Consider the following 24,641-nt stretch of genomic DNA (forward strand, 5'->3'; position numbering starts at 1 on the left):
CGCGCCGACAGGAGTCATCTGCAAGGAAGCCCGTATGCCAAAAGAGAGCCCTAGGTCAAAACGTCTACTCCGCCTCCTGATAATCACGCTGTTAAGCGCTTTGGTAGCGACTTTAGTATGGGTACTTGGCAGTACTTGGCTGCTAAATAGTCAATGGCTACCCAAACGGCTGTCTCAGATTGAGGGAGTCGAAGTACGCTGGACGAATGCAAACAGTCTGCATCCAGGGCGCTGGGAGGTCGAGAACCTTTACTTGGCACGGGAAGACGACAGCTTACCGATATCCGTTGAAGCCCAACGTGCAACGCTTTCGCTGTCGTTACTAGCACTTCTGCGCGGCGAGCTGCACATACAGGCACTCGATGCCAACGGGCTTCGTCGCTTGACCGTAGGCGATATTGCTCTCGAGGCACAAGGCCAGCTGCAGGTGACGGATACCCAGCTAAGTCGCGCAGCGTTAGCCGTTCCAAGTGTGTCGCTGGATATCAGCCAAGGTCACCTAATACGCCTTAGCGACCAAGCCTCGTTAGTACAAAATATCCAGTTACGCGCAGATGCCTCCCTGGACAGTGTTACTACCGCGCAAATTCCCCGCGAAGAGCTCACCGCTGAACTGCTCAGCGCCCTGTCTGCACAACTGACCCTCGCGGCGCAGGCAGATGCTTGGGATGTATTTATGCCCTACCTAGAAGCGCTGCCCTGGCTGACACTTGATGGTCACGGCAACTTAACGGGTGAACTTAACCTAAGCGATGGCAAGCTACAGCGTGGTAGCGAGCTAACCTTAAATGCCCCCGAATTGCGCTTAGCGGTGAACGAACAGCGCCTGCAACCCCGGGAAACAGACAACCTGCGTTGGTTGGTTGCAGAAACACCGCCTCCGCTCCACACCGCCATTGGTGAAGGCGCCGTGCGTTTGGCGGTAGAAGACAACAAGCTCAACTTTTCAACGCAACTAATCAATGTCGTCTTGGCGGATACCCACCCTTATGCCACCAATACGCAACTTCACCTAGCGACCAGCATGCCCAATCAACGCCTAGACCAGCCAGACCTGCCCACTGGCGCCTCGCTGGAACTACAGGGCGACGTCACTCGTCTGGACATGCTTGATCGCTATCTGGCACACACCTTTGACGGCCAAGGGGTTCGGCTTGAAGGTAACGGCCAAATTGAAGCTAGCGTGACGCTTCGTGACGCCAAGCCTTATGACGCCTTTTTAGCGATTCAAGCACCAACACTTGCGGCTAATTTAGTTGATTTCACGGCTCAAGGAAGCGGCTCGTTGGCCGCGCAACTGTCGAACGAAGAGACGATAGACGCGACTCTCACCTTCACTGACGCCACCCTTAGCCACCATCAGCGAACGTTGATGGCGGACGCGGCCATTACGTTGAATGCGCTTAGCCCACTGAACCCAGCGCTAGCGCGAGAAAACGCCACTGCCCGCCTAACCTGGCAGTCCGCTCGGTTACCCGACATTAGCGTGTTACAAACTTATCTTAAAGCCGCCCTGCCCGACCCGGCCCCATTGCAATTGCTTAGCGGCCAAGCGACTAGCCGTGGGCAGCTCGACTTCACCACCGATCAAATGCGCGGTGAGCTCTTTTTAGCAGGAGAGCAACTAGCCACCCGCTGGCAACACACGGAACAGAACGGCGTACTGGAAAGCGACGCACAGCTTAGGTTAGCCATTCGCCAAGCCACCCTTGATGGCACAAGGCTTGATATCAGCGGTTCACGCCTACGCTGGCAAGTGGCGGATACACAGTCTACCAACGAGCGACTAGAGAGTATTTTAGTGCTCAATGACGGCCGTTTTCAGCGCAGCGACAGCAACGGTGATGAGGATAAACCGCTCAGTGGCGAGTTTTCACTCGAAGGTAGCGTTCAGCGACTGGGATTCTTAAATACCTTTTTACCCGACGCCCATGGCTTGGCAATTGCAGGTAACGGCCAACTGTTCGCTCAAGGGGCTTTTCATAATGACCGTTTACTAGCCCCCACCCGCCTACGAGTGAATGCCAATCAGCTTGAGGTGGCATTTTTAGATTACGTTGCTACTGGGCGTGGCGAACTGACTGCCCAGCTCGACACGTCTGAGCGGGCCCAGCTTTCACTAGGCATTCCACACTTTGCGCTTATGCGCCAGGACGATGACCGCCCCCATTTGGAAGGCCGCCACTTTGCCCTTACAACCGAAACTGAACGTTTTAGTGACGTGCTGGAGTCGCCAGAGCCCGATTTCTTCACTACTCGCATCGCACTGCCTATTACGGAGGTGCCCGACTTCACCCGCTATAACCGCTACCTACCTGAAAATGCCGGGGTTACCTTATTGGGCGGCCAAGCTAGCCTAACCAGCGAATGGCTGCTGGAGGGGCTTACCGCCCAGGGAGACATGACACTACGTGCATTTGGTGCCGAACTAGCGCTACTTGATCAACAGCTTAAGGGCGATGTTGAATTACATCTGCAACTCACCGAAGGCGATTTAGAAACACGGCGCTTCACCGCCAATGACTCGTTTCTGCGTCTTGAAAACGTCTTTCGGCAAAGCTCGGAAGGCACACAAGATGCTGGCTGGTGGGTGCAACTCACGATGGAAGAAGCACAACTTGAGTGGGATGACCCTATTCGTTTAACCAGCCAACTGCGCCTTGGCATGCGCGACACTGGGCTATTGGCCCGGCTCTTTCTCGCCCGCGCCAGACAAAGTGATTGGCTGGGACGGTTATTAAACGTGCATGACATTAACGGTGGCGCGCAGCTTCAGATCAACGGCGAACGCATACGCCTACATGATCTCACGCTTAGCGGCGGACCACTTTTGCTGCTTTCCGATGTCACCTTAGCTGAAAAAAGCGCCAATGGTGCGCTCTATGCACACCTTGGCGCACTAGGGATAGGTGTAGAGCTGATCGACAGCGAACCCACGTTAAAGGTACTGCAACCAAGGCGCTGGTTTGATCGCTGGCGGGAAGCAAATGCGTTTTGAAAGTGAACGAAATAGAAGATAGCAACGAAAAAAGAAAAGAATAAGCGCGCCTTCCTTTAGCGTTATAGCGAAAGGAAGGCCACCCAGCTAACGTTTTTTACGCTCTCGCCGGATCATCCGTACCCGCTCTTTAGCTTTCTGAGGGGTTGATAGCGGTGCCGAAGCCCCATCTTGTGTTTTCGGTGGTAGGGTAACCCAAGCAAATACCGGTAGCGCCAGGCGCCAGTGAATCGCCGCTAGGCGCAACCCGAGTGTCACCGTTAATGCAGCGGCAATCGCAACGGTTAGCGGCGCCTCTAATGCATCGAACGCCACATACACAATGCCACCCGCCAAGGCTGCCGTTGCGTAGATCTCTTCACGGAGCACCATGGGCACCCGCTGGGCTAACACATCACGAATCATGCCACCCGCGACTCCTGTCATCATGCCCATTAACACCGCCACAACGCCTGATGTGCCCAGCAACAGTGCTTTATGGGTGCCGATGACAGTAAATAGTGCCAGCCCGAACGCATCCGCAACGGGCAAAAAGCCGCGAGAAAGGCGATGAATATAGTGAAACCCCACCAAAGACACACCCACTGTGGCTAATATCACCCACAAATAGGTTGGATCAGTCACCCAGAATACCGGACGAACGCCCAGCACCAAATCCCTGAGCGTGCCACCGCCAATGCCAGTCACCGCCGCCAGCACCAGCATACCGAAGGGGTCCATTCGCGAACGACAGGCTAAAATCACACCTGACAAGGCGAATACGATGACACCCGCCATATCCAACCAGTAAATCACACCCGACACGCGACTCTCCTTGGAGACATGCTAATAAGGCGAGCAGGATAGCACTCCTATGAGTACTCGGGTCATCGCGAAGAAGATGAGATCACTAATCAGTGGCTGTCATGCAGTACACAGGCCAATATACGCTGAGTAGGTTACGCTAGTGGACAACTTCATCCATAGACAGCAAGGAGCACACATGGACTGGAACCCTGCTTATACTTGGCTGGTGATTGCCCTGCTGCTAAGTCTCGCAGAATTGACGTCTGGCGCAATGTTACTGCTTGCGCTGGGAATTGCTGCGGCGCTGACCGCCGCGGTAACTGCACTGGGGTTATCGCTGCCGTGGCAGTTACTTAGTATGGGGATTTTCGCGGGTGTCTTAGTGCCTTTAGGCGTTATGGTTATTCGTCCGCGCTTTTCGCCAAAAGGTGTGGCCTACGGCACGACCGGCACGGGCGTTGAAAAAGGTAATCATTACGAAACACTGGTTCGCGACTTTGACAACGCCACTGGCATTAAAGTGAACGGTGATTTCTACCGTTTGCGTGTCATTGAGAGCGGTGATACCGACTTGCCGCCAGGAACCCGAGTCATCTTTAAGCGCTTTGAGGGTACAACGGCCTTAGTGACGCTGATACCTCCAGAAAATGCTAGTCCCCAGGATGCAATTTCCCCACGCAAGGAGCCATAAGCATGAATAACCTCATGGATTTATCAATTAGCCCAGGCCTGCTTATCAGCCTGATTATTGTCGTTATTGGCGTGCTCATCATCTCGAAAGGGCTGGTCATTGTTCGCCAGTCAGAAGTGATGGTGATTGAGCGATTAGGTTCGTTTCATCGCGTACTAGAAAGCGGCATCAACATCATTATTCCGTTTATTGAGCAGCCACGCGCGATCACAATGCTGCGCTATCGCAAAATGGGCGAAGACTACACAGCCATTACCAGCGATGAAATCCGCATTGACCGCCGTGAAACGGTCATGGACTTCCCGGGCCAACCGGTCGTCACCACGGATAACGTCACCGTGAGGATCAACGGCGCGCTTTACTATCAAATTATCGACCCTAAACGAGCTGTCTATGAAGTAGAGAATATGAGCCAAGCCGTCGAGGTTCTGGCCAAAACCACGCTTCGCTCAGTGGTCGGTAAGATGGAGCTAGATAAACTGTTTGAGTCTCGTGCCGAAGTTAACAATGAAATCCAGGCAGCGATGGAAGAGCCCGCTTCCAAATGGGGTGTCAAAATCTCCCGGGTAGAGGTGCAGGATATCGCCATGCCAGAAGAGGTAGAGTCTGCGATGCGCCTGCAGATGGCCGCTGAACGTAAACGCCGCGCGACAGTGACAGAAGCAGAAGGTGAAAAGTCTGCAGCCATTGCAATGGCTCAAGGCCAGCGTGAATCGGCCATTCTTAACGCCCAGGGTGATAAAGAGTCAGCGATTTTACGCGCTCAAGGTGAGCAGGAGTCCATCAAACTCGTGCTTAGTGCCATCGGCGATAGCGAAGAGAACAAGCGCACCGTAGTAGGCTATCTACTTGGCCAAAGCTATATCAAAGGGCTGCCCAACATGGCGAAAGACGGTGAGCGGGTATTCGTGCCTTACGAGTCCTCTGCTCTACTGGGGTCAATGGGCATGTTCCGTGAAATGGCAGGCTCACCTGAAGATACTGTCGCCAATCATCTCAAAAATCGCAACAGCAGCGAGAGCGGCTTTCGCAGCGGCATCGTCGGCGGCGCCGCATCCACTTAAAAAGTATGCTTTTAATAATACTGCGCTAGTTACTATTTCTACCAATTACTTCTATCAGCTATTTCTATCAGCGACGCAAAACCTACCAAGGCTGGGCCAACAGAGGCTCAGCTCCCTCTGTCACTCTCTAGAAACATTTAGTAACGTTGACGAAACTACCATCGCCTAAGGCATATTTTTAGTTAAACTGGGAAGAATCTTTGCTGTTTGCCTCATGTGCGCCTCAATCAACTCGTAGGCTTTGATTGAAGTACTTACCAGAAGAAGGATCATAATCAGGAGATTAGACGTTCATCATGCTGCCTCGTTGGCTTGCCATACGTCATTACACTCAGTTGCTCCTAATACTGACCACGCTTGGGATACTTCCAAGTGGGCTTTTCGCTGCTTCCCCGCCACAACCACTGCAAAGTTGGGAATACCGCTGGGGCGATTCTCCGCAGGGTTCAAATAACCGCCTTCTATGGCTGCACAGCAACGCAAGCGAGTGGCAGGCAACTGATTCTCCATTTAACCCGCCTGGCCGCGAGGGGCACGAACACCTCTGGTTACGCACGACGCTGCCCGCCGGAGATTGGAACGATCCCGTTCTCTTTATCACTAGCATGAATCTTATCGGGCAGGTTTATCTAGGTGACAAACTTATTTATCAATACGGTGAGTTTGACGCTCAGGGTAAGGGGAGTTTTGCAGGTTGGCCTTGGCATATGATCGACTTACCCGACGATGCTGCCGGGCAACAACTCACTTTTCGCTTCTACTCTGACTACACCAGCATTGGTCTCTGGGGCCAAGTGCAAGTGATGGAGCTTAGTGATGTACTAAATCAGGTTATTCACGACTCCGCTCAAGACCTTGGCGTGAGTGCACTGGTGTTAGTGCTAGCAATTCTGGCAACTATTTTCGCGTTGATAGGGCCACAACGCCAAGGCTTTGGTGCCATTGCGCTATTTGCCTATGCGTCAGGGTTGATGTTGCTTGCTGAAACCCCTGCTCGCCAGCTAATTTCAGATTGCGCCCTGGGTTGGGACATGTTGCGAGCAGGCAGCTACTATACGATGCCAGTGGCATTGGGATTGCTGCTCAGCGACTGGCTCGAAGGCACAGCCAAACGCTGGATCACACGGCTATGGGTGACCCATCTGCTATACCTCGTTTTCGCCATGGGTTTGGTTTTGTTGGACGTAATCAGCCTTTCACTGACGTTTCCCATTTTTGACGTCATGCTAGCCATCTCGCTCCCGGTAATGTTGGTGCTAGCACTCATGCGCTTTCAATGGCTAAAGGTAGAACAGCGGCTACTAACGGTGAGTTTTACTTTTTTCGCCCCACTGCTGTTAGCCGATATGGCCGTTGCCCATGGTTTTGTAGCCTGGCGCAGCGTGCCATTAAGCTATGGCACATTAGCTTTTGCTGTCGCCAACGCTGCCATTTTCCTGTGGCACTATCGCCATACTCAACAACAACTTGCCCTTGCCAATGAAACTCTTGAGCAACAAGTAGCGTCCCGTACCGCTGACCTTGACCGACTCGTTCAGGAGTTAGATAGCTTATCCCGCAAAGATCCATTGACAGGCCTGCATAATCGTCGTCACTTCGACTCAGCATTTGAGCACCAATGCCAGCGAGTACGACAGTCTACCAGCCAACTCTCTGTACTTATGCTGGATGTGGACTATTTCAAACAGATCAACGACGATTTTGGTCATGATGCAGGAGACACCGTTCTGGTGGATATTGCACAGTTGCTGCGACAACATCTACGCGATCTCGACGTCATCTGTCGTTTTGGTGGGGAGGAGTTTGTTGCCTTGCTGCCTGCCACATCGCGAACTGTTGCCGAATCCAGAGCAAAAGCACTGCTAACATCCATCTCGCAAACGGCATTTGCTCATCAGGGTATACCGCTTCGACAGATCACGCTTTCCTGCGGTATCGCCACTTACCCTGATCACACCCAAGACCCCAAGACATTGTTACGACTTGCCGACGAGGCACTTTATCAAGCAAAACACAGCGGGCGAAACCGCTGTGTTGTTTGGGAAGACTCTCTTGAAGATCAAGGCTTTTTATTCGGTAAACGGCAAACACTATGAACGTTAATGGCGTAGCTTGTTAAGCAGAATCTGCCTTCAAAAAGTGCTCCACGAACACCTTATAGTCCTGAGATACGCAGTCGGCATAGGCAATTGCCAGGGTCGTCACTACCTCAATAAACTGCGCTTCGCGACCTTCTAAGCGTTGGCATACCGCATTGGCAAATGGCGCTGACTGACCACGGTGAAGCGCCTGGGCACCGCGCAAATGTTCACGTGCGAGAATTTCACCCCATTGGCGCGCTAATTTACGGTAAGACTTAGCCCCTGAAAGCTTGTGAGTAGGCACATCTTTTTTAAACGGAGAGCGCTCCCGAACCGAGAAAACTTTGCCATTCATGGTCAGCCAACCCAAGTAGGCATCGGGGTGTTCGGCAATGGCATGAAATGCCGCTGCATGGCGAATGCCTTCATTAGGAAATAGCTTTCGCCACGCCTGTTGCTGGGCTTTATTCATTAAGCCATAAGCTTCTGGCGTTACTTGTTCTTTAACATCTAATATAACGTCGTCGTGTTCATGATTCGCACCACCCTCAATCAAAACATAATAACGCTCCACACCTAACGACCCCGTTCCCGCATCAAGGCGGCGCACGGTGTCTTTTACACGAAAATGTTTTGGGTCACTCTCTTTGATCGGGTGCTGTAACGTCTGTTGATACTCTTGCTCAATCAAACGACGCAGCTGGCTGGCGACATCTGCTGGTAAGTTCGCAAGCTTCCCAGAGCGCTCAGCGAACATGCGCCCTTTCTGACTATCGAGGGTTGTCCATTTTTCCAGCATACGCGCCCGACTCTGCTTATCAGCGACGTTGCCCATGAAGGCCTTCAGTGGTCCCTTGGCGCTATCCAGAGTCACCGCCTCAATGGGCTGCTCTTTAGCCAGCGTATCTTTTTCATTAGATTCTTGGCTATAAACAGCTAGCGTCTGGATGTACCCCTCTAACAGCTTTTTCAGCGCTTTATCCGTCGCTTTAGAACTTAACGCGGCGTTTTCACGGCTATCCAGTACCACGCTGATCGCCAGCCGCCATACATCGTATTGATAGTCACCTATCAACGCGTCATCGAAATCATCCATACCGTAGCGCACCTGGTCATCGTGGTGACCATAAGCGCCGAAGTTATAAACATGCGCATCGCCTTGAAGCCACGTTTGGGTATTAGGCCATCCACCGAATAGCGCGAAGCGCCAGTCGTGCCAAACGTCTTGCCAATACAAGTGATTAGTTCCACGAAAGAATCGGTAGGGAGACACGGCCATTTTGGCGTACTTTGCTTGGCGGTGCGCTGCATTGAGCGGCGCATTCACCTGCTGAATTGCCTCAATCACTTGTTGTGGGCGGTTATGCCCGGTTAGTGCATGGCTCATCGCGTTGCCTTTATCGGTGCGTAAAAAGCAGTCTGCTATTAGCGTAGGAGATAAACGTTAACAGAATAAGTCATTCACAAATTATGCCCATGCCCAGCTAACTAGCGCCGCCAAATTGATCAGCACCGTCATCCAGAATACACGTCTGAAAGCGCGCTTTTGTGTTTTGTGGCGAAGCCATTGCTGTGCAACCATTGCTCCAGGCCAGCCGCCCAATAGTGACAACACATGCAAGGTATTTTCGGAAATCCGCTGCGCATTATTTTGTGCAGCGGATTTATCTACCGCATAAGTAAGACATGTCACCACACTGACCGCTAGGTAGATGAACAGCAACCACATAGGTAGCTTTCCGCTGACGACCACGGCGGCCAGTAGCGCAAAAAATGTCAGCGTTATGACCAGTGACCGCCCCACTGTGCCTTTCACGTGCCGAGGTGCGCTAGCCTTTCGATTCAACATGAGTGTTTTGCTCCTTTCCTTGAGCCTCGATTATTCTAAAGCAGTTAGAAGTGGGCTTTCTGTCAACGAACCGCCCCAGCCATCACAGTGCACCAATTCATTTAATGAAAGCCGAGAGCGCCATCCTTTTGCTTCCAGCTCGGGCTGATCTAAAAACTCGCTGACGTAGCCAAGGCAAAGATAAGCCAATGGATAAACATGTTCAGGCAACTTCAACGCCGTGCTCAGTTGATCTTGATCGAGAATACTAACCCAGCCAACGCCAATGCCCTCTGCCCGCGCTGCCAGCCAGAGGTTTTGCACGGCTAAACATGTGCTGAATAGGTCGGTATCCACAATGCTATTGCGCCCTAGCACATGGGGGCCTCCCCGGCTGCGATCACAAGTAATGCAGAGGTTAATCGGGCTTTCTAAAATGCCTTGTAGTTTCAAACCCTGGTAGCGCTCCTTACGTTCTCCCTCAAACCGCTCAGCGGCTTTTTGGTTTTCTCGCTCGAACATCGCCACTATCGCCGCCCTCACCTCGCGGCTTTCGATCACAATGAAATCCCAGGGCTGCATAAAGCCTACCGAGGGAGCGTGGTGGGCTGCCTTTAAAAGCTTGGCCAGAATCTCGGGGGCAATCGGGTCGGGTAAGAACTGTGAACGCACATCACGCCGTTCATAAATAGCGCGGTATAGCCCGCGCTTCTCAGCATCTGAAAAGTGGTGACTCGGGGTACTCATTGGGTGTAAGGCCTTTGATAATACAAATATAGGTGCAGCCTACCCCAGAACTTCGCTGCGTTCATGAATAGAGCAATACAGAGTTAGATTCCAAGCAGCGGTGAGTCAAATGATCTGGAATACATGCTATCAACTGTCGCCTATACGCTAAAGCCCCAGCCCGCCAACATCACCGGCCAGGGCAGTAACCCAGATCGTTAGAATGAAACAGGTTTCATTTTCGTAGCCAGCTCGTCATCTATTGCATTCGCGCGTTTAGCGGCAGGCCTGCTTTCCGTGCGTTCTATGTACTCTTTGAATACCTCTTTTGGCGGAATATTTTTCTGCATTATCCCCCACCAGAGATAGCTGCTGAGCACGATATCCGCTGCGGTGAATTGATCGCCACAGATATATGGCGACGTTTCCAGCACCTTTTCCAAGGTATTAATACTGTCGTCTATGCGGCCACAACCAACGGCCTGGGCGTTACTGTCATCAATGCTCCACCCATAGGCGACTGCACTGGTGGCCATTTCAAAGGGACCGGCCATGAAAAACAGCCAGCGATAGTAAGCGCCGCGCTCAGGTGATTCCAGCGGCGGCGCTAGTTTTTTACTTGGAAACTGATCTGCAAGATAGGCAACGATGGCCGCCACCTCGGTGACGACGATGTTGCCATGCCTAATCGCCGGTATTTTACCCATGGGGTTAATGGCTAGGTATTCCTGGCTCTTCATCTCAGCGCCGTATTCCATGGTCTTTGTGACGTAGGAAATACCCAGTTCTTCTAGCATCCAGCGCACTACGCGGCCACGGGACATAGGGTGAGTGTAAAAAATTAGTTCTGACATGCTGATCTCCTTTTTCAGTCACTTCTTCAGTCAATGCTTCTTCCGTCAATGCTTCAGATGACGTGAGTTACTGCGAGATCAGGTTAATTTGTAAATAGGTAAGAACTTGTCCTATATAAACGCAATAATTTAATTTGTCTGCAATGCAGAATTAAGGCTTCAAAACTCGTTCCAGGAGGAAGGCCGCATGGCGAACCCCACAACACGCGTGCTTGCTGTGCTTGAATTATTGCAGGCTCATGGACAGCTGGGTGGTGCCGAACTAGCGGAACGCCTCGGCGTCGACCGGCGCACCATCCGCCGTTACATGACGCTGCTGGAAGACATGGGCGTGCCGATTATGACCGAGCAGGGACGTTATGGCGGCTACCGATTAGTGGCTGGGTTTAAACTCCCCCCCATGATGTTTACCGACGAAGAGACCCTCGCTATATCCCTGGGGTTGCTAGCCGCCCACCAACTCGGCCTTACGGAGGCAGCACCCGCCATTGCCAGTGCTCAGGCGAAACTTGAGCGTGTGATGCCCGCCAACCTTAAGAGCCGCATGCGGGGTGTCAGTGATACCACTCGGGTAATCCTACCTCGGGGTGCGCCCAGCCTTGACAACCGAGCCCTTGAAACACTGACCAAAGCTACAGAAAGCATGCGAACCGTAGGGCTTATCTACCACTCTCCACAGCAGGGACCGATAGCGCGTAGGATTGACCCCTACGGCTTGGTTTTTCAACAGGGACGCTGGTATGTCGCTGGTTTATGCCATCTTCGGGGGGCGATGCGATCCTTTCGTCTGGATCGTATCAGCAATGTTCAGCTTCAGTGCGATACCTTTATCCGCCCAGCCAATTTCGATGCAGCAGATTTTTTAAGTGACAGTTTGTCGTCCTGGAGCCAACCCTATGAGGTGTCACTAATACTCCACACCGATCTCCCCACGGCTAATGCGGTATTCGGTTTCCAGGCTCTGTGCGCAAGCCGCCTCGAACAGGTGGAAAGCGGTCTGCTCATCAATACTCAAACCGACAGCTTCGAATGGCTTGCCAGTTGGCTGGCACAGCTCCCGTTTCGGTTCACCATACTGCAGCCAACGGCGTTGAAGGATGCCTTGCGTGAACGAGCCAATGATTTACTGGCAAGTTGTGGACACTCCGTTAGCGACGCTAGTTAATAGCGAGATCAATTTAGTCGCCAGCGCAGCGGCGCTGTTTGGTCTAAAACACCATCAGCGTCCCAGTCATTCCAGCCCGTAAAGGGAATGGGTGACTCGGCATCCAAACTTACAACCCGGGAAGCCCAAGCCGTTTTACATGCCTCTAAGTGGCCAATGATTTCGGTCTCCTCTTGATAGCGAATACCACCGCCCTGGATGCCATAGCTAACCTGGGGAGCCAACACCTCAAAGCCAACGTAGTACAGCGATGAATGAATTGGCCATAGCCAATGAACCATATTGCCAGCGCGGCCAAAGGGCTGAAACGCCTTTTCTGGTGAACCGGTGGTTACCGATAGCATTGCTCGCTTGCCACGATAGTAGCCGCGATCGTAACGCATACGGCTTGTATAGCGTCCGCCATATACCAGCACACGATCAAACCAACCTTTCAGAATGGCGGGCTGAGCGTGCCACCATAAAGGAAATTGGAAGATCACCAAATCTGCCCACTCCAGCCGTGCCAGTTCCCTCTGAACATCCTGCGCCAAGGTGTTTTGTTCGTAGTGAGCACGTTGCTCGTTAAGAGGGTAAAAATAGTTCTCATCCACTGCTTTGTGCGGATAGAGCTCAGTACGCTCCACTGGATCAAACCGCTCGGCATAGAGATCATCCACTTCGACGCAGTGCCCAGCATCTACTAGCTGTTTTACCGCGATATCCACTAAGCCGCCATTAAACGACTGGCGTTCAGGATGAGCCAAGACAACCAATACATTCATACTGCATCTCCCCTGTTGATTGGTTTGATGACAGACTAACCTGTTCACATAAGATCAAAAATTGGCTAAAAATAAGAGATAGGTTTGCATGAATGAACAGCAAATAAGATGGGACGACCTACAAATTGTGCTAGCGATTGCCGAAACAGGATCGCTATCCGGCGCCAGCCGAGCGCTACGTATCAGTCATGCCACCGTCTTTAGGCGTTTAAGTGATATGGAGCGGCGGTTGGGGGTGACTCTTTTCGAGCGCAGCCGCACAGGGTATACACCGACCTTGGCGGGGGATGATTTGACCGCTTCAGCCAAACGCGTGCAGAGCGAAGTCAACGGCGCCGAGCGCCGCATTATTGGGCAGGATTTGACCCTCACCGGCAGCTTGCGAATTACCACCACTGACACACTTTTCGCAGGGCTACTCTCACCGCTACTGGCAAATTTTCGCCAGCACTACCCAGATATCACGCTGGAAGTGGTTATCTCCAACCAGCTTCAAAGTTTATCGCGGCGTGAGGCCGATATCGCTATTCGCCCTACCCGTAAGCCACCGGAAACCCTCGTAGGCCGCAGAGTAAGCGATATCAACCTGGCGATTTATGGACAAAAGGCGCTTTGGCAAAACGCTCCTCTCCTTCTAAACCCCCCTCTGCCGCTAGACCCAGTGTCACTACAAAAAGAAACCTGGATAGGCCCGGATGTTCATCTAGGCGATACAGCACTTGAAAAGTGGATGATGGATAAAAGCGCCGCCTACAAGCTAGACAGCATGTTGGGTATGCAATCAGCAGTCCGCCACGGGGCGGGAATTGCAGTACTCCCCTGCTATCTCGGTGATGCCGATGAAGCCCTCCTCAGGCTAAGCGCCCCCATTGAAGCGCTGACCACCCCACTATGGTTGCTCACCCACCCAGACTTACGCCGTGTAGCCAGAGTACGCACGTTTATGGAAGCAATGGCGGAGGGGATTCGCAACCAAAGATGCTAGCTCCGCACAGCGCTAATAGCGCTCACTATTGCGATTTCACCAACTCGGAAGTTGATCCATGCGCGGAAGGTATTTGAAAATTTTTAATTTCTTCAATTAACCAGTGTTTAAATGCCATAACGCGTGGATTTTCAATTTCAGCCGGATGTGACACTAGATAGTAAGCGAACTCATGACTACGCCAAGGCATAATCGCATGGATTTTCCGATCGAAAAGAAGCCGGCTGGCAATGGAGTGTCGACCAATACAAAGACCAAGACCACCAGCGCAGGCGGTTAAGGCTAGACTGCTATCAGAGAACTGTAATTTCTGTAGCGATGAATCTAACTCAACTCCTACTTCACGCAACCAAGGTTGCCAAGTATTCCAGGGCTCTGTTGGGTGAACACTACTGTCTTCCAATAAAAGCTGCGAACGTAACAGACTCTCAGGACGAGTATCCTGTAGGCTGCTAATTAGGGTTGAAGGGGCAAGTATCGTCACGGCATCGCCCATCAGGTGTTCAGCATGAAGGTTTGGGTAGTCTCCTGTGCCAAAACGGATTCCGATATCAGCTTGATTATCGCGGAAACTCAATAACTCACTTTCACCACGTAACGTTAGCTCCAGCCCAGGGTAAAGAGCTTTTAAATTACCTAGCCGTGGAATCAGCCAGTAGTGAATAAAAGAGTGAGGGGCAGATAGCGTCAGCGGACCATCCACCCCTTGCTGCCTCAGTTCTTTAGTTGCTTGTTCGATTTGGGTAAAAACATTAGATAAACGCCCATAGTAGCGGCGACCAGACTCCGTCAAAAGTACGCCACGTGGTAGGCGTACAAATAACGCAATATCGAGCCTACCTTCTAGCTCTTTAATACGATGGCTGACGGCTGCTGGAGTCAGGTTCAGCTCCTGAGCAGCAGAAGCGAAGCTACCTAACCGTGCGGCGGCTTCAAAGGCTCGAAGCGTGTTTAAAGGTGGAAAAGGGATTCTGCTCATGGCTAAAATTTAGTAACCCTATGGATGACAATAATGCAGTTTCCATTATTTTTTTTAAGGTCACAATGATGTTCTCTCTAACATAATTCCTTCCGGAGCAGAACATCATGAGTAAATCTCTATACCACCTAACAGCGTTTTCAACCGACCCTAGCAAAGGCAACCCTGCCGGCGTTTGGATTGGCGATGAGTTGCCGGATACTAAGACGATGCAAAGCATAGCCGCAGAGGTCGGTTACTCGGAAACCGCGTTTATCGCCCCAGCTAGTGGAAACATTAGAACCATTCGTTACTATAGCCCACTGACAGAGATCAACTTTTGTGGTCATGCCACGATTGCTAGTGCCGTTATGCTAGGGCGCTTAAGTGGTACCGGCACCTACCAACTGGATACTGCCGTTGGCCGAGTACCTGTGGAGGTTCGCTCGGTCGATGGCCAGATTCAAGCAGCACTAACCTCGGTAGCCCCCTCGCATAAACCTGCCTCAACAGCGTTGGTCGATGATGTGTTAGCGCTACTGCAATGGTCATCTGATGAGCTGGATCTAGCGATCTCCCCAGCTCTCGCCTACGGTGGCGTGTGGCACCTTATTTTGGCGGTCAACTCACAGTCTCGATTGAGCCAACTTGATTACGATTTTGAAAAACTGAAGGCGTTAATGTTACGAGAGGAATTGACCACGCTGCAGCTAGTCTTTCGAGAGCACAACGGCCTGTTTCACTCTCGGAATCCTTTCCCAATAGGCGGCGTCGTGGAAGACCCTGCCACCGGCGCTGCAGCTGCAGCGCTAGGTGGGTATCTGCGAGATGCCAAGTTGATTGATGCACCTGGGAAGTTTCTTATAAGACAAGGGGAAACAATGGGACGCTTAAGCCTGCTGCAGGTCGAAGTACCTGCGCAAGGAGGAATCGTAGTGGCTGGCACAGCCGTAGAAATCACTTAATTGTTGCCATGCTGCTTAGAAGCAGTCATTCAAACTCTATCGATGTTGGTCACAAAACCTTCTGAGCAACAACGGCGTAAATATGCCACTGCTTGGGCTTACCAAGCAGTGTCTTACCCTGCGTATTATGCTCGATAATATCGATGACTCTAAACGCATCCTTAAAAAGCGCTTGGATGTCAGAATAGGTGTGTATCGATAAATCTCCTCGCCCCATTTTTGCCCAGCTGTCATCAGGCCCCATGAAATGGCCACAGAATACACCGCCCTTCAATAGTGAACACGTAAGGTTTTGCCAAGCGCTGGCAAATAGCCCAGGGTCACAAAAAAACAGGCTTGAGCATGCATTAATGAGCGCAGTTCTGGGATACACAAACTGTTCAAAGCAGGACACGTTAGGAAATAGAGTTTGATGAATATAACGCCCTCCAATCTCCTCCAGACGCGCTATCGCTGCATCGCTTTTATCATAGGCATGCACTGTATAGCCGTGTTCTACCATGAATAGTGCATCGCGCCCTGCTCCGCAGCCTGCATCAACGGTGACCATAGGCAAGGTAGTGTCCACAACACCAAGCGCCCGCTTTAATGGCGGATAAACCGCAGCGCTGAGTGACTTTTCGAGATATATTTGCTCGCTCATTCCAACACCTCAACGCTTTAGCAAATAGGCGCAGCAGATATCGATGTGTAAGCAGTTATGGCACACATCACTACTGCTCCAATCCCGCTAAGAACTGCTTCAGCAGAGCATCTAATTGCGCCAGCTGCTCTTCACTCAGGCCACTCACCAGTTGCGCCTGCGCTTCCACATGAGCGGTAACCGCCTCATCAATCAATTCAAATCCACGCTGTGAAAGAGAGATCAAAAAACCGCGCCCATCTTCTGGGTTTTTGACCCGCTCAATCAAACCAGCCTTTTCCAACAGGTTGATACGGTGAGTCATGGTGCCAGAGGTCACCATCGTGGAAGCCATTAATCCCCCTGGCGATAACGCAAAAGGGGGGCCTTCTCGACGAAGGGTCGCCAAAACGTCAAAGCTTGCACCGTTCAGCCCGTACTTTGTCCAGGTCTTTTCCAGTTCACGGGTTAAGCAGTAGCTCAGTCGCTTAATCCGCCCAAGGGTGGCCATCGGTGCAACATTAAGGTCAGGCCTTTCCTGTCGCCACTGATTAAGAATTCTATCCACATGATCCATAGAAGTACCGCGCTCCTAATTATCGTTTAGCTCATTTATCTTGACGTCAAGAGAACCTGTATATATCTTGACATCAAGACATTAATTGAGAGCATATCTAATGGCATTATCAAACACAATTGCAACACACTCACCAAAAAGGGTCTGGCTTGCACCACTGATTTACCTACTGTCAGGCGGCGCACTACTAGGCCTGTCAACAAACCTGGCTAAATTTGCCGGGGAAATGCAGCTATCTGCACTCGCATTTCTGTTTTGGTCAATCACTGGGGCGGCATTAATTCTGTTGGTCGTCTCAGCACTGCGTGGTCATTTACCACCTATTAGCTTGCGTTCGGTTGAGTACTACTCCGTCTCCGCACTGCTTGGCGTGGCTGGCTCTAACTTGATCTTTTTCTCCGCTATCCCACATGTGGGCGCTGGGTTCGTTGCCTTGATCATTACGCTACCGCCGCTGCTCACCTACATTGGTGCGCTGTTATTGAAAATAGAAAAATTTCAATTTATGCGAGCGGCTGGTGTTATGTCTGCGCTATTGGGTGCCATCACCTTAGCAGCCAATAAGCTATCGTCACCTGATGCCAATCACCTGTGGATTCTGATTGCCCTGGCTGGTCCAGTACTCTTAGCCATCGGCAACATCTACCGGACCCTACGCTGGCCTGCTGGTGTGTCGAGCGGCGCTCTGGCCCCCGGTATGCTAATTGCCGCCGTTGCAATACTGCTAGGAATAGGCTTCTTACCAGGTTTTTCGTTGCGTGTGCCAACTCAACACCACTTGCCCATCATGCTGATCGCACTCCAAGCGCTAGTATTCGCTGGCCAGTTCTTTCTACTGTTTCTGCTCCAGAAAAGCGGTGGCCCCGTATTCCTGAGCTTATTGGGTTCCGTCGGCGCTGTCGTGGGGGTGCCTGTTGCTATCTTCCTGCAGGGAGAAGCCGCCCCTGAGGGCTTACTCCTAGGCATTGTCTTAATTGGCGCTGGTATTTTCCTGCTCAATATTGGCAAAGCCAAACAGCTTTCTCGTACTAACTGAATATCTACTCAATCGAGACCCACTAAACCAAGGAATAACTATCATGAAAATTGCGATACTCGGTGCCGCAGGCGACGTCGGAACACGCATTATGAGTGAGGCGTTAGCGCGGGGACATCACGTCACAGGTGTAGTAAGAGCTGAAAGTCAGCGTCATAAGCTGCCTGCTGAGGCAAACTACTGTGTTGCCGATATATCAGACCCGCGCCAGCTAGCGCAGGTGGTCGAAGGCCAGGATTTACTGATCAGCGCTGTTCGCCCACCAGAGGGGCAGGAAGCGCTGCTGGTGACACTCACGGATGTGATTCTCAACAGCGCCCTCGCCGAACAACGTGTGCTACTGGTGGGCGGAGCCGCTCGATTGCTAATTCCCGGACGCAACGGGGAAACGGTGTTAACAGCCCCCGACTTTCTACCAGCAACAGCACTAGAAATTGCTAAGGCTTGCCAAGCACAGTACCAACGGTGCCTTGCCGAAACTCGCACAGCATGGACCTACTTCTCTCCTGCCGCCATGCTCGTCCCTGGAAAACGGACAGGCACCTTTCGTCTTGGCTCGGACACTCTTGTCATGGATAAGAACGGAGAATCGCGCATTTCAATGGAGGATTTTGCGGTGGCGATGCTTGATGAAGCAGAAACGCCAACACATATTCAACAAGCATTTACCGTAGGATATTAAGCCGATAAGACGCGGTACACCGAGTGCTAGGGAGCCTCTGGTAAGCTCTCAACGCTTTAATCACCATGTGTAGCGAGGAGCGCTTGATTGGCCTCCGCTATTTCATACTGATTGAACACGCGAATACCATGCTGGCGGAGCAGTGCGGCTGTTACTCCCATGCCAGGCACTTTTTTACCGGAAAAACTGCCATCATAGATAGCGGAACTTCCGCATGATGGGCTAAATTCAGCGAGTACCGCGACGTTTATATTAAATTTAAGGCATAAATCTAGAGCAACGGAAGCCCCCGCCAAAAACTCGGCAGTGACATTGGCTCCCTCTTTTTCAATCACATCGGCTTCGCCATTTATTACGCTCTGACCACTGCCTTCAAAAATCTCTGCAGGCTGTCTGGGAATACTCATCCCCGCCTCAACCTCAGGGCAGACAGAAACAATTCGTCTTTCAGAATGCCACTGCTCAATAATCTGGTCAGCCACGGGAAGGGCTCGACCATCATAGCGAACCTTTTTCCCTAAGAGGCAGGCACTCATTAATACTTTTTTCAAAATACCGATCTCTAGTTTTGGTGGTTAGTCGTTAGAGCACTTAGCGAATACTAACACTCCCCTCCTGACCACTCCCCCTGAGCCGCGAACATTGCGGGTGCGCTGTAGGTTTACCACGCACTACCAAATATTTGAAGCCAATCCGTTGCAGTCATATACGATTAACGCCAAGGCTGTGCCTTGGCGTTTTTGCTGGGTGTACTTCTTATTACCCCAACTGAAACGGGTAAACTGATCCCACTTTTAGCAATTGCGTCAGCTCATCTAACGCCGTGAGCACTTCTGTGGCGAGCTTAGGGTCAGCTAGATCATCTGCCGCAAGGCGATCACGGTAGTGACGATTGACCCAGGCAGTCAGATCATCGTACAGCGCATCATTCATTAATACGCGGCCGGTCAACGCTGCCCGTTCGGCTTCGGATAGGGCAACCCGCAGGCGCAAGCAAGCGGGGCCACCGCCGTTGCGCATGCTCTGTTTAACGTCTTTAACGACCACATCACTAATCGGATTATTGCCGGCCAGAATAAAGTCCTGGATCGTGCGCCAAACCGCGTCACGCTCTTGGCATTCGCTGGGTACGACCAGCGTCATGGTGCCATCCGGGTTGGAAAGTAGCTGGGAGTTAAACAGGTACGATGCTACCGCATCTTCCATGCTCACCGCATCTAGCGAGACCCGCACGGGAATCAGTGGTGTGGACATTTTGCTACGCAGCTCATCTAAGGTGCGCGCTTCATCCAAAAAGGCCATTTCGTGATAGAGCAATACGGGGCCATTACCCACGGCAATGACATCGTTGTGGAAGACACCCGCATCGATAGCATCCGGATGCTGCTGAGCAAACACCGTTTGTGCATCCGTTAGCCCGTGCTGGCGAGCCACTGCTTGACTGGCTTCCAGGGTTTGCCGAGCGGGGAAGCGTTTTGGCTCACGTTCGCCGCTACGCACGTCACCAAATGCTTGGCGACCATACACAAAAAGGTGCACGCCTGGCTCGCCGTGTTCCCCGCATAGCCGGGTGTGATTGGCCGCGCCCTCATCAGAAAAAGCTGGCGTTGCTGGCAGTACAGGGTGATGAGCAAAGTGCTGCTCATCATGGAAAATAGCCTGTAGCACACGGCCGGTGGTTTGCGGCTCTAGGTAGCGATGAAAACTGGATTGCAGGTTAGCCGGTGTAAAATGCACTCGGCGGTCAGGCGCATCAACACTCGGGGTAACGGTGCCTGCGTTGGCCGTCCACATACTGGAAGCTGAGCAGACCGCCCTCAGCAGTTGGGGTGCCTCTTTGGCGGCACGGTTCAGCACATCGCTATTGCTACCGCTGAAGCCTAAATCCCGTAATGCGCCCACATCAGGGCGCTGTTGAGGGGGCAACACGCCCTGAGCGTAGCCAGCGTCCATCAGTGACTTCATTTTCAGAAGCCCTTGCAGTGCGCCCTCTTTAGGGTTGGACACCAGGCCACCATGACTCATCGATGCCACGTTGCCATGGGCCAGCCCTGAGTAGTTGTGGGTGGGGCCTACCAAGCCGTCAAAATTAACTTCTCTGACGCTGTTATTAACCGCGTTGCTATTCACCGCGTCGCTCATAGGTTGACTCCTGGCGGTAGCGTTTCCGGCATTTCCAAGCTATCGGCTTCCATCGACGCCACTGGGTAAGCGCAGTAGTCCGCCGCATAGTAAGCGCTGGGGCGATGGTTACCGCTGTCACCTACGCCACCAAAGGGAGCGTCGCCAGAAGCCCCTGTGGTTTGGCGGTTCCAGTTCACGATGCCCGCACGAATGCGCAGCAGGAAGTCGTCCCAGTCGGCTTTATCACCACCGATCAGCCCTGCAGACAGGCCGTAGCGTGTATCGTTGGCAAGAGCTAACGCTTCATCCCAATCGCTGTAACGATGGATTTTCAGCAGTGGGCCGAAATGCTCTTCATCGGGCACGTCCAACCCTGTGACATCAATCAGTGCCGGGCTTAACAGGCTGGTGTTTTCTTTAAGGCGCTGCATCCGGTTAATCACCGTACCGCCAAGGGCTTCCAGCTCGTCTTGCGCCTTAAGCAAGCCATCGGCAGCCGCCACGCTGACCAAGCCGCCATAGAACGGCGCCGCCGGTGCTTCTTCAAATTGCCCTGCCACGTGTAGCTTGGCGATAGCATCGGAAAGCGCGTCGATCAAGCGATCGCCAACGTCCCCTTGCGGCACCATCAAGCGGCGGGCGCAGGTGCAGCGCTGGCCACCGGATAAAAACGCCGACTGCAGAATAGTCAGTACAGCAGCACGCTCGTCGTCGACATCTTTCACCACCAGCGGGTTGTTGCCGCCCAATTCCAGCGCCAGGATTTTATCCAACTGCCCGGCGAACTGCTGCTGCAACATGCCACCCACTTTAGCGCTACCCGTAAACAGCAGGCCGTCAATGCCGGGGTGCGCTGCCAAGGCTTGGCCTACAGCGACGCCACCCTGCACTAAGTTAATCACCCCTGCAGGCAGCCCTGCTTCCACCCAGCACTGCAGGGTTAAATCGGCGGTCAGCGGGGTTTGGTCGCTAGGCTTAAACACCACGGTATTACCGGCGAGCAACGCGGGTACCATATGGCCATTGGGCAGGTGGCCGGGGAAGTTGTAGGGGCCAAAGACCACCATGACACCGTGGGGGCGATGGCGCAGTACGGCTTTCGCACTACCCACCTCTTTTTCCCGCTCACCAGTGCGCTCATGATAAGCCTTGATAGACAACGCCACCTTTCCGACCATCGCGCCAGCTTCAGTACGTGCTTCCCAAAGCGGCTTGCCGGTCTCAGAGGCAATCGCTACCGCTAACTCTTCACGACGGGCGGTAAGTACATCAACAAAACGCTCAACAAGTGCTTGGCGCTCAGCAAACGTAGTGCGCGCCCATTCAGGAAAAGCCACACGCGCGGCATCAATAGCGGCGCCAACCTGTGCGTTTGAGGCCGAAGCACCTTGCCAAAGCAGTGTTCCTGAAACCGGGTCGTGCTTTGTGAAGGTATCGGCATCGCCCGTTACCCAGGCGCCGTTAATCAGTTGCTGCTGTTGGGCGTGCATGTTTATCTCCTTCCCGTATGCGTGCTTGTTGTGCGAGCTTGTTATGTATATTTATTCTGAAAGACTGTTTAAAACCGTTCTTGAAAAGCTGTTCTCGAAAAGCTGTTCTTGAAAGGCTATTTTTGAAAAACGGTTCTTGAAAAACTAGGTTTCCAATAAGCGTACGTGGTCACCCGTCGTCACGCCCAGGCGGTCCGCTTCTTGCGGGTTAAGCACGATGGTGTTTTCCTCGCTGGGTCTGCGGCCTATCCAACTGGCGGTGAAGTTAAGCATCTCAGTAGAGGCTGCTAGCCAGCGGCTGACGCTTTCATCTGGAGCATTTTGAGAAACTTCCACTTGGCAGAGCTGCGAATTACGAATCGCTCGCACGTCGTCAATATAGGCTTCCACCGTGGGGCCACCATCAAAAATATCGATATAGCCTTCCCAGCGCAGTCCCTCTTTCTTAAGCATTTCAAGGGCTGGTCGAGTATGGCGGTGCACTTGGCCAATACAGGCACGTGCCTCTTCCGACATAAACGTGGTGTAGATCGGGAACTTAGGCATCAGCTCACCGATAAAGCTTTTCTGGCCTAGTCCGGTTAACCGATCAGCCTCACTAAAGTCCATGGGAAAAAAGTGTTTACCCAGGCTTTCCCAAAAGGGGCTGGTGTTATTTTCATCAAACACGCCACGCATTTCCGCCAGCACTTTTTGCGGAAAACGGTCACGAAACTGAGCAATAAACAGCCAGCGAGCTTTGGAAAGCAGCGCGCCATTACGTAGGTGCTTATTTGCTTCGCCGCGATATTCAGGGCGTAAGAACAGCGAGCATACTTCCGCATCGCCGGTGTGATCAGAGCTTAAAAATAGCGTGTCGATTGTACGGTGTAAGTCTAACTGCACCGAGGAGTGCGCCAATGTACCTAACCGGTAATTATAAAACGGCACTTCACGACCTACTTGGCCTTCAATAGCACAGCAGCCCGCTAATTCTCCGCTCTGTTCATCTTCCAGTACAAAGAAATAGAGTCGATCATCGGCTGGCGTGCGCTCTTCAAAGGCACGGGCAGCGGCTTCAATTTTTCCAGCCAAAAACTCACGGTTATCCGGCAGTGAGGTAAAGCCAACGCCTGCCTGTTGCGCAAGCGCCTGGAGCCCATCCAAATCGTCTCGGGCAATGGGTCGAATGCGCATTACATTTCTCCTTCATCAAGCGCATCTACCGCGCCTGGCAGGCTTAACGGCGCTACCAGCACCGCGCGCCCCTCTTCAACACCTAACCGTTTAGCGTGCTGTGGTGAAAGCATTAATTGCCCAGTAGGCGAAAGCGCATAACGCGCCACAATACAGCGGAAATCACCTAAGGTTTGGTTGGCAATCATTGCTGGCTCTGCATCAGGCAGTGCGTGTTCAGGGCGTACTCTGACAGGATGCCAGGCAGCACGACGGAAGGTTTCCAATCGCTCACGCTCGGCTTTTACAATCGGCCCTGCGTCGAAAATATCGACATGGCGAGAGCGCACAAAGCCTTCTGCCAGCATTTCTGCTAGTGCATCTTCATGGGCAGGATGCTCTCGGCCAATGGCAGCGCGTGCCTGAGGCGTTAGCAACGGTAGATAAAGCGGAAATTGCGGCATCACTTCAGCAATAAAGCTTTTCGAGCGAACGCCCGCAATGTGATTCATTTCTTGGAAGCTGCGCGCAAAAAAGTGGCGACCGACGCTTTCCCAAAAAGGCGATTCGTTTTTGCCATCCAGATAGCCCGGAAAGGCGACCGCCAGAATGCGTGAAAAACGCTCGGGGTATTGAGCAATGAACATTAGTCGCGCACGGCGTAACAGACTTTCTGCACTGGTGCCTTTGTAGCGCGGATTAAGCGATAGCGCGCAGAGCAGTGTGGCATCAGAGGCTTCATGAGAAAGCGCCAAGGTTTGCACTTCCCGGCGCACATTCAGCTGTTGAGAAGCATGAATCAGCGTTTCCTGGCGATAGGTGTAGTAGGCTTCTGCTGCGCCTGCCTGGGCACGAATAGTCGCCGTGCCTAGCACTTCCTCGCGGTCATCATCCGCCAGCACAAACATATAATGCTCGTTACCAGGGAACTCTATTTCACTATTAAAGGCTTCCTGGGAGCGCACGATGCGCTCCTCAAGCCGATCACGGTTGGCGGGCAGGTTGGTGAGCCGCGGTACCGCGTGCTCAGCCAACTGCTCCAGGGCTGGAAGATCAGCCATTGTTACCGGTCGAATTACCAGCATCCTTA

At 52.4% G+C, this 24,641-nt stretch carries 23 protein-coding genes; 9 read left to right on the forward strand and 14 right to left on the reverse strand.

Annotation, left to right across the window (positions count from 1 at the left end; translation table 11 throughout):
• Window positions 1–34: 34 nt before the first annotated feature.
• A complete protein-coding gene (locus NDQ72_14745; GenBank protein WKD27306.1) occupies window positions 35–2,998 on the forward strand; it encodes a hypothetical protein in 2,964 nt (987 codons plus the stop codon).
• A gap of 87 nt (window positions 2,999–3,085) precedes the next feature.
• Here NDQ72_14745 and NDQ72_14750 read toward each other — a convergent pair whose 3' ends face one another.
• The gene (locus tag NDQ72_14750; GenBank protein ID WKD27307.1) at window positions 3,086–3,802 is read right to left on the reverse strand and encodes a trimeric intracellular cation channel family protein; all 717 of its coding nucleotides are present in this window, start codon (window positions 3,800–3,802) and stop codon (window positions 3,086–3,088) included.
• A 178-nt stretch (window positions 3,803–3,980) separates the two neighbouring features.
• Between NDQ72_14750 and NDQ72_14755 the strand changes: the two genes are divergently transcribed.
• From NDQ72_14755 to NDQ72_14765, 3 genes are all read left to right on the forward strand, one after another.
• Entirely contained in the window at window positions 3,981–4,475 is a 495-nt protein-coding gene (locus NDQ72_14755) for a nodulation efficiency, NfeD-like protein (GenBank protein ID WKD27308.1), read from the forward strand.
• A 14-nt stretch (window positions 4,476–4,489) separates the two neighbouring features.
• Window positions 4,490–5,539, forward strand: a complete 1,050-nt coding sequence (locus NDQ72_14760; GenBank protein ID WKD30410.1) for an SPFH/Band 7/PHB domain protein — start codon at window positions 4,490–4,492, stop codon at window positions 5,537–5,539.
• Window positions 5,540–5,835: 296 nt separating this feature from the next.
• Window positions 5,836–7,635: a GGDEF domain-containing protein gene (locus tag NDQ72_14765; GenBank protein ID WKD27309.1), complete on the forward strand. Its 1,800-nt coding sequence runs from the start codon at window positions 5,836–5,838 to the stop codon at window positions 7,633–7,635.
• Between the two features lie 19 nt (window positions 7,636–7,654).
• Here NDQ72_14765 and NDQ72_14770 read toward each other — a convergent pair whose 3' ends face one another.
• The 4 genes from NDQ72_14770 to NDQ72_14785 all read right to left on the reverse strand — a co-directional run bounded on the left by NDQ72_14770 (window position 7,655) and on the right by NDQ72_14785 (window position 11,028).
• A complete protein-coding gene (locus NDQ72_14770) occupies window positions 7,655–9,007 on the reverse strand; it encodes a DUF2252 domain-containing protein (GenBank protein ID WKD27310.1) in 1,353 nt (450 codons plus the stop codon).
• Between the two features lie 81 nt (window positions 9,008–9,088).
• Window positions 9,089–9,469 carry a DUF1294 domain-containing protein gene (locus NDQ72_14775; protein ID WKD27311.1) on the reverse strand — a complete coding sequence of 127 codons (381 nt, stop codon included), beginning with the start codon at window positions 9,467–9,469 and terminating at the stop codon, window positions 9,089–9,091.
• Between the two features lie 30 nt (window positions 9,470–9,499).
• Complete coding sequence (gene bluB / locus NDQ72_14780) at window positions 9,500–10,195, reverse strand: 5,6-dimethylbenzimidazole synthase (protein ID WKD27312.1); 696 nt, start codon at window positions 10,193–10,195, stop codon at window positions 9,500–9,502.
• Between the two features lie 197 nt (window positions 10,196–10,392).
• The gene (locus NDQ72_14785; protein ID WKD27313.1) at window positions 10,393–11,028 is read right to left on the reverse strand and encodes a glutathione S-transferase family protein; all 636 of its coding nucleotides are present in this window, start codon (window positions 11,026–11,028) and stop codon (window positions 10,393–10,395) included.
• 187 nt (window positions 11,029–11,215) lie between these two features.
• Here NDQ72_14785 and NDQ72_14790 point away from each other — a divergent pair, with 187 nt between their 5' ends.
• Window positions 11,216–12,193: a YafY family transcriptional regulator gene (locus NDQ72_14790; protein WKD27314.1), complete on the forward strand. Its 978-nt coding sequence runs from the start codon at window positions 11,216–11,218 to the stop codon at window positions 12,191–12,193.
• Window positions 12,194–12,201: 8 nt separating this feature from the next.
• On the opposite strand, the gene NDQ72_14795 is transcribed toward NDQ72_14790, so the two are convergent.
• Complete coding sequence (locus NDQ72_14795) at window positions 12,202–12,957, reverse strand: NAD(P)H-dependent oxidoreductase (GenBank protein ID WKD27315.1); 756 nt, start codon at window positions 12,955–12,957, stop codon at window positions 12,202–12,204.
• An 88-nt stretch (window positions 12,958–13,045) separates the two neighbouring features.
• Here NDQ72_14795 and NDQ72_14800 point away from each other — a divergent pair, with 88 nt between their 5' ends.
• Window positions 13,046–13,942 (forward strand): LysR family transcriptional regulator, encoded by an 897-nt coding sequence (locus NDQ72_14800; GenBank protein WKD27316.1) that lies wholly within the window; start codon window positions 13,046–13,048, stop codon window positions 13,940–13,942.
• A gap of 25 nt (window positions 13,943–13,967) precedes the next feature.
• On the opposite strand, the gene NDQ72_14805 is transcribed toward NDQ72_14800, so the two are convergent.
• The gene (locus NDQ72_14805; protein ID WKD27317.1) at window positions 13,968–14,921 is read right to left on the reverse strand and encodes a LysR substrate-binding domain-containing protein; all 954 of its coding nucleotides are present in this window, start codon (window positions 14,919–14,921) and stop codon (window positions 13,968–13,970) included.
• A 107-nt stretch (window positions 14,922–15,028) separates the two neighbouring features.
• Here NDQ72_14805 and NDQ72_14810 point away from each other — a divergent pair, with 107 nt between their 5' ends.
• On the forward strand, window positions 15,029–15,865 hold the full coding sequence (locus tag NDQ72_14810) for a PhzF family phenazine biosynthesis protein (protein WKD27318.1): 837 nt from the start codon (window positions 15,029–15,031) through the stop codon (window positions 15,863–15,865).
• Between the two features lie 49 nt (window positions 15,866–15,914).
• On the opposite strand, the gene NDQ72_14815 is transcribed toward NDQ72_14810, so the two are convergent.
• Window positions 15,915–16,508, reverse strand: a complete 594-nt coding sequence (locus tag NDQ72_14815; GenBank protein WKD27319.1) for a class I SAM-dependent methyltransferase — start codon at window positions 16,506–16,508, stop codon at window positions 15,915–15,917.
• 70 nt (window positions 16,509–16,578) lie between these two features.
• Complete coding sequence (locus NDQ72_14820) at window positions 16,579–17,064, reverse strand: MarR family transcriptional regulator (GenBank protein WKD27320.1); 486 nt, start codon at window positions 17,062–17,064, stop codon at window positions 16,579–16,581.
• 100 nt (window positions 17,065–17,164) lie between these two features.
• Here NDQ72_14820 and NDQ72_14825 point away from each other — a divergent pair, with 100 nt between their 5' ends.
• A complete protein-coding gene (locus NDQ72_14825) occupies window positions 17,165–18,100 on the forward strand; it encodes a DMT family transporter (protein WKD27321.1) in 936 nt (311 codons plus the stop codon).
• 43 nt (window positions 18,101–18,143) lie between these two features.
• On the forward strand, window positions 18,144–18,782 hold the full coding sequence (locus NDQ72_14830) for an NAD(P)H-binding protein (GenBank protein WKD27322.1): 639 nt from the start codon (window positions 18,144–18,146) through the stop codon (window positions 18,780–18,782).
• Between the two features lie 56 nt (window positions 18,783–18,838).
• On the opposite strand, the gene NDQ72_14835 is transcribed toward NDQ72_14830, so the two are convergent.
• The 5 genes from NDQ72_14835 to NDQ72_14855 all read right to left on the reverse strand — a co-directional run bounded on the left by NDQ72_14835 (window position 18,839) and on the right by NDQ72_14855 (window position 24,636).
• A complete protein-coding gene (locus NDQ72_14835; protein WKD27323.1) occupies window positions 18,839–19,333 on the reverse strand; it encodes a DUF523 domain-containing protein in 495 nt (164 codons plus the stop codon).
• 208 nt (window positions 19,334–19,541) lie between these two features.
• Window positions 19,542–20,924, reverse strand: a complete 1,383-nt coding sequence (gene astB / locus NDQ72_14840) for an N-succinylarginine dihydrolase (protein WKD27324.1) — start codon at window positions 20,922–20,924, stop codon at window positions 19,542–19,544.
• Window positions 20,921–22,396, reverse strand: a complete 1,476-nt coding sequence (gene astD / locus NDQ72_14845; GenBank protein WKD27325.1) for a succinylglutamate-semialdehyde dehydrogenase — start codon at window positions 22,394–22,396, stop codon at window positions 20,921–20,923. Before astD ends, astB begins: the two co-directional genes overlap by 4 nt.
• A 144-nt stretch (window positions 22,397–22,540) precedes the next feature.
• Window positions 22,541–23,572: an arginine N-succinyltransferase gene (gene astA / locus NDQ72_14850; GenBank protein ID WKD27326.1), complete on the reverse strand. Its 1,032-nt coding sequence runs from the start codon at window positions 23,570–23,572 to the stop codon at window positions 22,541–22,543.
• Entirely contained in the window at window positions 23,572–24,636 is a 1,065-nt protein-coding gene (locus NDQ72_14855; GenBank protein WKD27327.1) for an arginine N-succinyltransferase, read from the reverse strand. Before NDQ72_14855 ends, astA begins: the two co-directional genes overlap by 1 nt.
• Window positions 24,637–24,641 lie beyond the last annotated feature (5 nt).

Origin of the sequence: Halomonas sp. KG2 (assembly GCA_030440445.1) — a bacterium.
Lineage (GTDB): Bacteria > Pseudomonadota > Gammaproteobacteria > Pseudomonadales > Halomonadaceae > Vreelandella.